Consider the following 10,662-nt stretch of genomic DNA (forward strand, 5'->3'; position numbering starts at 1 on the left):
TACCCTAAGAAGAGACTATAGACTTGTATTTATTTCTTTTGACACCTAAGTAACACCTGAATACACCCTTCATGGGTGTTGTTTAGGGTATCTTTTACTGAATTAAATTAATTTGGGGTATAGGTAGGGGTTATATAGGTTGTATATATACCCTAACAAGAAAATAGAAAATAATTAAACTTTTAGCCCCTATCTAGGGTATATATAGGTGATACTTAGGGTATTTTTGTGCCACCCTTTTTTTGTGCCCCACTTGACCCCCATGCCCAACATTCACGCCTTGCAAAAAATATTTCCAGCAGGATTCGATAACGGTTACGGCAGCCTGAAACTTTTCGTCGATGGATTTGAAGTCGTTCGTATCCCCAGCTATATTTCCACAGCCGAGATGGAAGATGTACCAGGAAGAATCGTCTTCGATGGAGCAGCTTACACCGTGGGAGAATCTGCCTTTCGTACAGGTTATCATTTTGACCGCAACACCGATCACAACGAAAACAAAATTAAAAATGCACTGTTGATGTTATTTGGTGGATTAGCACATCTGCCACATCGTAAAGCTTGGCATTTAAAATTAGTCGTCAGCTTACATGACATAGGACTAGCAGAAAATTTAAAACAAGCACTCAACGGAGAATATCAACCAATCCTGGCAGGCAAAAAATCAGATGTCACCCTAGAAATAATCAAAGTCGTGCCAGAAGGTATGGGTGCATTGTTTGGGCATCCGCTTCCACCCAAGCTCACAGTTTTAGATTTTGGTAATGGAACTACGCTTTATTCTCGTTACAACCAGGGAAAGCGAGAAGTTCACACTCCCTATCCCGCAGGTGTAGAAGTTCTCATCGAAGACATTGCCGAAAAAATGAAACATCTCAACGGGGGGAAAATCGGCAACGCCTCCCAGATTCGATTTTGTTTGGAAAGGGGACATACCAGATACAGTCGTGACATTGACATCAAAGATATCTACACCAGTTGTTTGAAAGATTGGTATGAAAAATTCTTAAAGAAACCCGTAAGCCTGACACTAGATGCCAAACACCAGGGGGATGAAATTTGGGCGATTGGTGGAGGCTGCTTGTTACCTGGATTTAAGAAGCTATTGGAGAAGAACGGGTTCAAAATTCTGGACAATCCCGTAGAAGCTAATGCCTATGGATTGCTAGAGATGGCAAAAGCCATGATCAACAAGAATCTGTAGTCTTCCTGATTTACCGCCTCTGGCTTGAGCTTGAGCGGTAATAATGTGTGAATTTATCAACCAATGTGAATGAGAACGAAGCCAATGACACCGGAAAAAGTTCGGATTAAAGATAGCTACCGAGAACGTATATTTGCCGAATCACAGCAACTAGATAAAAGTTACCTAGAGACGCTTTACTTTATCATTGATTGCTATTTTGCTTTCAAAAAGGGTGCATTTCCCATGCAACAAGTGGTTACACAAGTTACACATACTCCGGCTTTCAACCCGATTGCTACAAACCCAAGCCAACAAGACCAGCCCTCTTCAACTCCATCATCACCAGAAAATCCTAAAGATGCTGATGGCGAAACATTCACACTGGATTTTGATTTGTAACTATTATGTCTTGGTGTGGGGCTTAATGATCCAGATATTTTGGCTATTAGTGCTGGTGGTGAGGTGTTTGGAGAACGCAAGCTTTACACTAAGCTGTCGCGCATTTTAATTGTATAATTTGTAAGCCAAGACCCTTTCATAGCCTAATGAGGGTTTTAAGTCTTTTAAAGAATTGCGGTCTTTGTTCCTTAAAGGTCAATTGCATTTTCAACCAAAAGCACCCAGTTACTTGACAGGTTCTAAACTGTTCAAAGTTGCTTATCCAAACTCAGGAGGGCAAAAACCAATACTAATTAATGGACAGCTTAGATTCTCTTTAGGTTTAACAGTTAAAAGATGGTTTGGTTTGAGCGAGTTTTTCTTACCAATGCCCACAAATATTGACTATTCTCAGGTTAAAGAGTTTACTATTCTTCCTAAAAATGGTGCATTTTACCTGGAAATGTCTTACGAAGTAGAGAAACAAAAATACGAGTTAGACATTAATCAAGCACTATCTATTGATTTAGGGACTGCTGATAATTTAGCCGCTTGTGTTGATACATTGGGTCATTCCTTATTGATTGATGCTCGTGCAATGAAAGCATTTAATCAACTTTGGAATAAGAGAGTATCAACACGAAAAGAAGGAAAACCAGAAGCCTATTGGGACAACTGGTTAGACCGAGTAACCCGTAAACGTAACCATCAAAAGCGAAATGGGATAAACAAAGCGGCAAAACTAATAATTGACCATTGTTTAAGATACGGCATTGGAACATTAGTAATAGGCTGGAATGACGGTTTTAAAGCTAATGCTAATATGGGCAGATTGAATAATCAAAAGTTTGTTCAAATGCCTTTAGGCAAGCTTAAAGACCGATTAAAACAATTGTGTGATTTTCACGGTATTAGATATCAAGAAACTGAAGAATCTTACACCTCAAAAGCAAGTTACTTAGATGGAGACTCCCTACCCAAGTACGGTGACAAGCCCGAAGGGTGGAAAGCATCAGGTAAGCGCGTTGAACGTGGTTTGTACCGAACCGCAAATGGTTCAATTGTTAATGCTGACCTCAACGGCGCAGCAAATATACTAAAAAAAGTAGCCAGCTTTTCTTCGCATAGACTTAGGCTTACTGGGTAGACGCTGTTTGACGAGCGTAGCGAGAATTAGACTTTGGGTACTACCTAAATCTACTCTGTCCGCAGAATCTCTGTGTCTTTAGACCTGAGAGTGTCAATTATATGCCAATTTTCTAAAGAAAAATCCCATGCTTGTTTAATTTTTTGAAAATCGCTATCACGAGAAACTACAATTAAATTATTTTCTATAGCAGTAGCAGCAATCCATAAATCATTTTCACCAATGCCCAAATCAGTAATTTTTGTTTTCCGGCGTTTATTTCTTTCCTTTGGTGCAAATTTATCCATAATTTTTGCTTTCAGTTTTGCATAAATATGGCTGACGCTATCCTTTATATCGTAAATAGAAATATCTGCTATAAAATCTTCTATAATTCGCAAATTATCTGCTATCTTTTGAGAATTTTCAGCCATATATAGTAATTCTCCTTCAGTTACTACCGAAATAGCTAAATTAGATTCTCCAGCACTTTTGGCATGATCTATAATGAGAGAATCACCAAAAATTAAAGCACTACAATGGTTAGTATCAAGTAAATACATAAAACTCTATATTTAGATTATTTAATTAATTGAATTATTGATTTTACTAAAATTCTGCTACTCCACGGGAATCATAAACTGCTTGTAAACAATCTTTAAGATCATCACCCTGCCATTTACCAGCATGGCGTAAAATTGATTTACCTGAACCTGGGCGTTGAGGAGGTTTTGCTTTTTTAGTTTTCATGTTTTTCACCATCATTAGCAATTCTGCTATTTGTTCTTCTGTCATGGTTTCAATTTCTGCAACTAGTTCTTCTTTAAATGTCATTTTGGTCTCTCCTAGATATACAAAACTTTAATATTATATTATATACAATTATCAATTACCAAACACCACACCACAAATATCAAAATCACATCCTGTAAATCCTGATTCTGACAAAATAATTACGACTATCGCTTTTTTCATCATTTGTTAAATCACGAGTATCACCATTATCTGTATAAGTCGCCCAACGGTGATCAAATTGATGAAACATTTTCGCTATTCTGCTTTTGAATTAAATCACCAAAAAACCTTTTACAAGTATCATCAGTTGCAATAAGTAGCTAGGAACAATTACCCCAACTCTTCCATTAGCGGAGACTTTCACTATCACGATGTTGAATAAAGCCATTTCCTAGCTGTATCAAGGCTTTTTCTACCCCGTCGCGCAGTCTCTTCCGGACTCTTCCCCCTTGTTGGATACTCTCTTGATGGTAATATTCCAATAGGCAAGTTTCTGGTAAACGAGAACGGTGGAAAAGCAGATAAAATAAGCCAAATTCCGCAAAGTTCTCACCGTTGAGAATCTGCTCTAAGTCAAATTCGATATAAGTAAGGCGAGTCATCAGGGAAGAGTCGCGTAATAACCGCCAGCGAAAACCATTAGTAGCGATCGCCCAAAGATGCTCTGTCTTGTTAAGATATTCCTGTACTAACCCATGTGCTGATAACCGAGGAGTCCCACTGGGGAGCGCGATCGCTTCGCTCTTTTGCAAAAACTTCTAAATCTGCTGTTAACTCATCCAGACGATTTAGCAACTCTTCCACCTCTTGTTTTTTCAGCCCCGCAGGAGCATCACCCACAGGGTTAGCTTGTTCTAACAATGCTTTTGCGTCCTCCGGTGTTAACCACATCGGATTTGAGGGCAGTCCGGTGAGTAAAATATCCACTTGGATGATTTCACTGGGTGTAATTCCATGCCAGGATAAATATTAGAATCTCAAGCTTGCTAGATCAGCCATCTAAGAGATTACTGGCAATGGATTTAACTACTAAAGTCATAGAAGGTTCTGGACTGAGTATACCTATCTTTGATGGGTCGTACAACAACGGCAAGGGTAGATATCTATCTGAACCAGAAATCATCAAAAATTCGCTATTAGCACAAATATTTGAACCATCAGAATTGCCATCTCTCCTCCTGGTGAAAATTGACAGTAAAAATCCAGATGCCAACCATTTAAGACAAAGAACATTTACAGATGGCATTAAACGTAAATTAGCCTTTAGTTCAGGCGATAATTATTACTTTGCTGATGATGCACTGCGGAAAAAAATTAGACGGTTATTTGCTACAGAACCCGATACCGCTTGTCGTTATGGTTCATTATTAGTTAGTAATTGCTACAAAGGTTCAGAAACATTTACCAACTTACGAGTCAAAATCGTAGACTTTACAGACCCACAATATGCTGATTACAAAACCGGAGACTGTCACGGCAAGATTTCACCGCGACTAGCCAAACAACTGGGAGGAGAACGCAACTGTCCACTCCAATTTCGATTTGCATGGATGAAATGTTGGGCTGAAAGTGATTACTTGCAATCTCCAAAAACTAGCTTTTTAGCCAAAGGAACTTTTTTACCAGATGCTAAATTAACAGATGCTGAAGGTTACGATATTGTTATGGATTGTTCCTCAATTAAAGGCATCAAAAAATCTCAACTTCAAGATTTAATCCCTTGTGCTGAATATCAACTTCCCCAAGCAGTAATAGGTAATCGAGGTAATGCCAAAGCCACCAGTTATGATAATAGTTGGCAGTTTACCATCTGGTACTCAGAAGCAGCAGTTCAACAAGATTTAAGTCAACCAACTGAGAAAAAAGCTCAGGAATTGGCACAGTTACAAAGTAATCCCTTGACGTTGGCAAAATACATCATTCAACAATATGATAAACAACAATCACAACAAGAACAAACAGAAGAAACTGTTAATGGAATAGATGATAATACTAACAATCAAGTACAGGAGTCTCGCTGGATTTCTCTACTCCGCAGCGATAAATACGGTCAATTAATTGAAACACCCAAATTTCGCAAATTTGCTACTGATTATATAGCCAATCAATGGCGTGACCTAGCGATTAAAAGTGGATACAGCCATAATTCTGGTATGGCCATGCCATGTGACACTTTACCACGAGGGACAATTTGTGTCCCCCATCTACCAGAAGGAGATGTGATTCTCACCCGTTACCCTATTGTCAACTCAGACAATATTCGTCTTTACAATAACGTCCATGATCCAGAATTAAAGAAAACTCGCAACGTAGTTTGGATTCACCCCAAAGACGCTGAGGAATATCACCAAGCTGATTTTGACGGCGACCAATTAATGGTTAGTCCTGCTAATAAACTGCCCAATATTGCCAAAGAAACACTCCGTGCAGGTGAACCCGGACATTTTAAACCAGTTAAACAACGTCCTAAACTAGCATATACAGAAATTACAGATGAAGAAGGCAATTTAAAATACCGTGATTTATCGCAAATTGCCGCTGCCAGCAGTCAAAATAAAGTAGGATTGGTAGCAACAAACATTGGGCGTGTCCAGTCCTCAATGCCCCGTGAAGGTGAAAATAGCGAACGATTTATCAGACGACAAAGGAAGCTGCTAAATCGTCTTTTTCAGGCACTACAAGTAGAAGTAGATTCACCCAAAAGTGCTGAAAGATTGGAGGACATCAAAGAAATTGATGGTGTGAACTTATTAACAGATGCTAAAAAATGGTCAGAATCTCATCCCAGTTACTTTTTTGACTTTAAAAAAGATGAACGGCTTTATCGTTCTTTTGCCATGCCAGCAGATGCCCCAGGAGCCATAAATGTTATTGCTAGAGAAGTAGTAAATCCCTTGTGGGAACCAACACGGATTCGCAGTAGAGATAGACATGAAGTTCGTTATTTGTTTCCCAAAGAAACCTTATCTGTAGATGCCTTAGAATGGGCAGAAGAATTAAAAACTAGGTTTCAACAATCGAGAGATGAAATTAAAGAACTGGTGGGAGATGATAGGGAAGCATTTAATGAAGAGTTGGGCAAACTTTACGATAGTTATCGAGCCGAAATTGATGAATTATTCACCACTTCAGAGGATAGATTTGAGGGTGCAGCAGCACTGTGGCACACCCAACATACCCGTCCAGAATTAGACCGACATCGTAAGGAATGTTTACAGTTTGCAGCACAGATGGAAATTACGTTTTCCTTTGAGTATAATTATGAAATGCCTAGTGCAGCATTACCACAAGATACTTATGTTTTGACTGTTCCGTTTGGGAAAGATGCGATTAAGTGGAAGCAATCTTTAGAACAAAAGAAAATTGAATTTGATGCCACTATTCATCCGCAATTACCTGTGATTGAATTTGCTTTTAAAGATTTATCTCCCAAATTAGTTAAGAAATTAGCAGCTAAATTTGGTGACAATATTCACGATTTAGATGAATTGAATATTCTCAAAGATTTGCGAATTATTCCTCCCGCAGATCATATAGCAATCCGGAATCATTCATGAGAAAATACGGAGAGAGCTTAAAAGTAACGTTTGAAACCAAGGTGCAGGTGTGGTGATGTGGATACAATTATTAGAAGATTTTATCAAAAATAATAAAGAGCCACGTGAAATCAAGCGAGCTACAGCAGTAAAAATGCTGTTATGTGGATACAAGCATGAAGAGATAATGCCAATATTAGGTGTCTCATCTGGCTTCATTAGTACCTATAAAAAAGCATTTTTTAAACTGGGGCTGGAAGGGTTAAAACTAGGGCATAAAGGAAGTAAAGGTTTTCTAGATGAGCTTCAACGTGCCGAGGTAATGGAATGGTTGCAAACCAAAGACAGATGGACTTTAAATGAATTAGAGTACTATATTGCCTCAGAATATGGAGTAACATTCTCCTCAAAACAAAGTTACTACGATTTATTTGATGCTGCCAGTATTAGTTGGAAGAAAACTCAAGCAAATAATCCAAAATATAACCAAGAATTAGTAGATTCAAAAAAAAAAGAGATTTGTGAGTTGTTGGAGACGCGACTGCCTCAAATAGAGACAGGAGACCTAGTTGTGTTCATGGTAGATGAATGTCATTTACTTTGGGGGGATATAATAGGGTATGTTTGGGGGAAAACTAGTGAACGAGTAACAATACCAGTAGTAAATGCTCGTGATAAACAAACATATTTCGGTGCATTGGATTATAAAACCAAAGAATTTCTCACGTATAAAGCTGAAAAAGGTGACTCTAAAAACACAATTAATTTTTTAGAATATCTTCAAAAACAGCGACCTGGAGCCAAACTTTTAATAATTTGGGATGGTGCAAGTTATCATCGTTCACAAGAAATTCAAGATTATCTAGATTCATTAAATCGTGAACTTGAAAAAGAACAATGGTGGATTACCTGCTTGAGATTTGCCCCGAATGCACCACAACAGAATCCTGTAGAAGATATTTGGCTACAAGCAAAACGATTAATTAGAGAGTTTTATTTTTTCTGTCATTCTTTTACTGTAGTCAAGGCGTTATTTGAGTTATCCATTCATTGTCAAATTTTTGACTTTCCAAAACTTTATGAGTATGGTGTTTTCTCATGAATGATTTAGGATTGCTATATACCAAATTAGATGAGCTTACCCTGGATGTTCACTTGCAACTATAGCTTAGTATAGCAACGGACAAGGCAGTTAGGACATCAACCAATGCTATAACAGAAATCCTTTGATTTTCTTACTTTTATCTGACGCTTTGACACAGTTATGTTCAATGGTTAATCCCAGCAAGCATATAACTTTTGAGAATTTATTTCTAACTCATCACATCCCCAGACAAATTTAACAAATTCACCGACAAAATCTAAGTCTTCTACACCGATAACTGTAATCGCATCAATAACTAAATCTGGTTTTTTTGTCTTAGTAAATGCTACTCCATCTAAATTTGCTATTAATCCTTTTTCTTGGCAACGCTGTCCAAATTCAATAAATAAACCTACTGTTGGAGCAGCGTTAAAACTTGCAGATGTTGTAGTGTAATCATCTTTAACAATCTGTTTCAACGTTTCCAATGATAAATCCCGAAACTTAATTGCATTAGGAGTATATTCAGTAATTGTATTACCCAGTATTTCCTCAATAATTTGAACCATAAATTTTAGTTAAACTTCATATTGGGCGAAATATTAATAATACTCTCGTATTATTGATATTTCTTGCTATAGCAATCCTGAACGGTTCATGAGAAAATACTGAGGCAAGCAAAAAGTAAAGTTTAGAACTAAGGTGCGGGTGTGGAGATGTGGATGCAATTATTAGAAGATTTTATCAAAAATAATAAATATTTGATAAAATATAGCAATCCTAAATCATTCATGAGAAAACACCATACTCATAAAGTTTTGGAAAGTCAAAAATTTGACAATGAATGGATAACTCAAATAACGCCTTGACTACAGTAAAAGAATGACAGAAAAAATAAAACTCTCTAATTAATCGTTTTGCTTGTAGCCAAATATCTTCTACAGGATTCTGTTGTGGTGCATTCGGGGCAAATCTCAAGCAGGTAATCCACCATTGTTCTTTTTCAAGTTCACGATTTAATGAATCTAGATAATCTTGAATTTCTTGTGAACGATGATAACTTGCACCATTCCAAATTATTAAAAGTTTGGCTCCAGGTCGCTGTTTTTGAAGATATTCTAAAAAATTAATTGTGTTTTTAGAGTCACCTTTTTCAGCTTTATACGTGAGAAATTCTTTGGTTTTATAATCCAATGCACCGAAATATGTTTGTTTATCACGAGCATTTACTACTGGTATTGTTACTCGTTCACTAGTTTTCCCCCAAACATACCCTATTATATCCCCCCAAAGTAAATGACATTCATCTACCATGAACACAACTAGGTCTCCTGTCTCTATTTGAGGCCGTCACGTCTCCAACAACTCACAAATCTCTTTTTTTTTTGAATCTACTAATTCTTGGTTATATTTTGGATTATTTGCTTGAGTTTTCTTCCAACTAATACTGGCAGCATCAAATAAATCGTAGTAACTTTGTTTTGAGGAGAATGTTACTCCATATTCTGAGGCAATATAGTACTCTAATTCATTTAAAGTCCATCTGTCTTTGGTTTGCAACCATTCCATTACCTCGGCACGTTGAAGCTCATCTAGAAAACCTTTACTTCCTTTATGCCCTAGTTTTAACCCTTCCAGCCCCAGTTTAAAAAATGCTTTTTTATAGGTACTAATGAAGCCAGATGAGACACCTAATATTGGCATTATCTCTTCATGCTTGTATCCACATAACAGCATTTTTACTGCTGTAGCTCGCTTGATTTCACGTGGCTCTTTATTATTTTTGATAAAATCTTCTAATAATTGTATCCACATCACCACACCTGCACCTTGGTTTCAAACGTTACTTTTAAGCTCTCTCCGTATTTTCTCATGAATGATTCCGGATTGCTATATGCACGGTCAACGGATGAAAAAACTAGGTATAGAAACTTATGCCGGACGTATTCAACAACATCTGGACAAGTACCCACGCCAGAGTCATTTTAGCTTTTCTCTCTACGGACAACTCTGGATTTATGGCATGGAATTATGGGCTGATTTAGCTCTGAACTTAATCGAGCTCAAGCCTCATAAACGCCTCTTTTTTCAACGTGGCTTTCAGGCTCTATCCCTTATGAAACAAGCTGTTTAGCTACCTTGTCACCCGTTAAGGTCATGTCTTTATCCTCGATTGACGCTCGGCTTGGCAAAAACAATCAGTCCTAAAAATTCCTTTAAGGTTTCCCACAGTTTCAGATGACAAACTACCTTTTTATCGAAACGCTTATTTATGTTTAGTTTTGCCAGTTTTGCCAAAAGTTATCAAGGCTCTTATTTTGGCATATGTATTGACTTATTGGTTTGTGTTTGGATTAAATTTAGGATTAGTGGATGTATTGTTGGGTTCTACTGGCGATTGGTTTGTTCGTGCAGTTGTGTTGTTAGTTGTCTTTAAACAGGGCAAGTGGCGGGAAACGATTGTTTAGCAGCTGAGACCGTGTACCATATTTTATAAACTGGAAAATAAAAACGAGTCGATTCACTAAAGTCATCCTATCTTTAGGAACGAAAGCCA

Annotated in this window: 10 protein-coding genes and 4 pseudogenes; 7 read left to right on the plus strand and 7 right to left on the minus strand. The window is 37.5% G+C overall.

What is annotated here, in order from left to right; all coding sequences use genetic code 11:
- Nucleotides 1-262 precede the first annotated feature (262 nt).
- The 3 genes and pseudogenes from AC012T_RS27040 to AC012T_RS27050 form a co-directional block, all read left to right on the plus strand.
- Nucleotides 263-1,204 carry a ParM/StbA family protein gene (locus AC012T_RS27040; RefSeq protein WP_487067002.1) on the plus strand — a complete coding sequence of 314 codons (942 nt, stop codon included), beginning with the start codon at nucleotides 263-265 and terminating at the stop codon, nucleotides 1,202-1,204.
- An 84-nt stretch (nucleotides 1,205-1,288) separates the two neighbouring features.
- Nucleotides 1,289-1,585: a hypothetical protein gene (locus AC012T_RS27045; RefSeq protein ID WP_487067004.1), complete on the plus strand. Its 297-nt coding sequence runs from the start codon at nucleotides 1,289-1,291 to the stop codon at nucleotides 1,583-1,585.
- Nucleotides 1,586-1,733: 148 nt separating this feature from the next.
- Nucleotides 1,734-2,793, plus strand: a pseudogene (locus AC012T_RS27050) (RNA-guided endonuclease InsQ/TnpB family protein); the annotation flags it as partial.
- Here AC012T_RS27050 and AC012T_RS27055 read toward each other — a convergent pair.
- The 5 genes and pseudogenes from AC012T_RS27055 to AC012T_RS27075 all read right to left on the minus strand — a co-directional run bounded on the left by AC012T_RS27055 (nucleotide 2,762) and on the right by AC012T_RS27075 (nucleotide 4,412).
- A complete protein-coding gene (locus tag AC012T_RS27055) occupies nucleotides 2,762-3,253 on the minus strand; it encodes a type II toxin-antitoxin system VapC family toxin (RefSeq protein WP_487067006.1) in 492 nt (163 codons plus the stop codon). The pseudogene AC012T_RS27050 and the gene AC012T_RS27055 sit on opposite strands and share 32 nt — an antisense overlap.
- A 46-nt stretch (nucleotides 3,254-3,299) precedes the next feature.
- Nucleotides 3,300-3,524 (minus strand): hypothetical protein, encoded by a 225-nt coding sequence (locus tag AC012T_RS27060; RefSeq protein ID WP_016948778.1) that lies wholly within the window; start codon nucleotides 3,522-3,524, stop codon nucleotides 3,300-3,302.
- 85 nt (nucleotides 3,525-3,609) lie between these two features.
- Nucleotides 3,610-3,735, minus strand: coding sequence for a hypothetical protein (locus AC012T_RS27065; RefSeq protein WP_487067008.1), 126 nt, complete (start codon nucleotides 3,733-3,735; stop codon nucleotides 3,610-3,612).
- Nucleotides 3,736-3,835: 100 nt separating this feature from the next.
- Nucleotides 3,836-4,210: pseudogene (locus AC012T_RS27070) on the minus strand (DNA methyltransferase); the annotation flags it as partial.
- Entirely contained in the window at nucleotides 4,158-4,412 is a 255-nt protein-coding gene (locus AC012T_RS27075; protein WP_487067010.1) for a hypothetical protein, read from the minus strand. The pseudogene AC012T_RS27070 and the gene AC012T_RS27075, both read right to left, overlap by 53 nt.
- Before the next feature lie 89 nt (nucleotides 4,413-4,501).
- Between AC012T_RS27075 and AC012T_RS27080 the strand changes: the two genes are divergently transcribed.
- Together AC012T_RS27080 and AC012T_RS27085 are read left to right on the plus strand one after the other, a co-directional pair.
- A complete protein-coding gene (locus AC012T_RS27080; RefSeq protein ID WP_487067012.1) occupies nucleotides 4,502-7,042 on the plus strand; it encodes an RNA dependent RNA polymerase in 2,541 nt (846 codons plus the stop codon).
- A 55-nt stretch (nucleotides 7,043-7,097) separates the two neighbouring features.
- Nucleotides 7,098-8,123 carry an IS630 family transposase gene (locus AC012T_RS27085; protein ID WP_487067014.1) on the plus strand — a complete coding sequence of 342 codons (1,026 nt, stop codon included), beginning with the start codon at nucleotides 7,098-7,100 and terminating at the stop codon, nucleotides 8,121-8,123.
- Nucleotides 8,124-8,296: 173 nt separating this feature from the next.
- On the opposite strand, the gene AC012T_RS27090 is transcribed toward AC012T_RS27085, so the two are convergent.
- Together AC012T_RS27090 and AC012T_RS27095 are read right to left on the minus strand one after the other, a co-directional pair.
- Nucleotides 8,297-8,674 (minus strand): hypothetical protein, encoded by a 378-nt coding sequence (locus tag AC012T_RS27090; RefSeq protein ID WP_487067016.1) that lies wholly within the window; start codon nucleotides 8,672-8,674, stop codon nucleotides 8,297-8,299.
- A 220-nt stretch (nucleotides 8,675-8,894) separates the two neighbouring features.
- Nucleotides 8,895-9,920 (minus strand): annotated as a pseudogene (locus AC012T_RS27095) (IS630 family transposase).
- A 79-nt stretch (nucleotides 9,921-9,999) separates the two neighbouring features.
- Here AC012T_RS27095 and AC012T_RS27100 point away from each other — a divergent pair.
- Together AC012T_RS27100 and AC012T_RS27105 are read left to right on the plus strand one after the other, a co-directional pair.
- Nucleotides 10,000-10,239 (plus strand): annotated as a pseudogene (locus tag AC012T_RS27100) (IS4 family transposase); the annotation flags it as partial.
- A gap of 184 nt (nucleotides 10,240-10,423) precedes the next feature.
- A complete protein-coding gene (locus AC012T_RS27105; protein WP_171815847.1) occupies nucleotides 10,424-10,573 on the plus strand; it encodes a hypothetical protein in 150 nt (49 codons plus the stop codon).
- Nucleotides 10,574-10,662 lie beyond the last annotated feature (89 nt).

The sequence above is a fragment of the Anabaena sp. EIM26 genome, assembly GCF_057568715.1.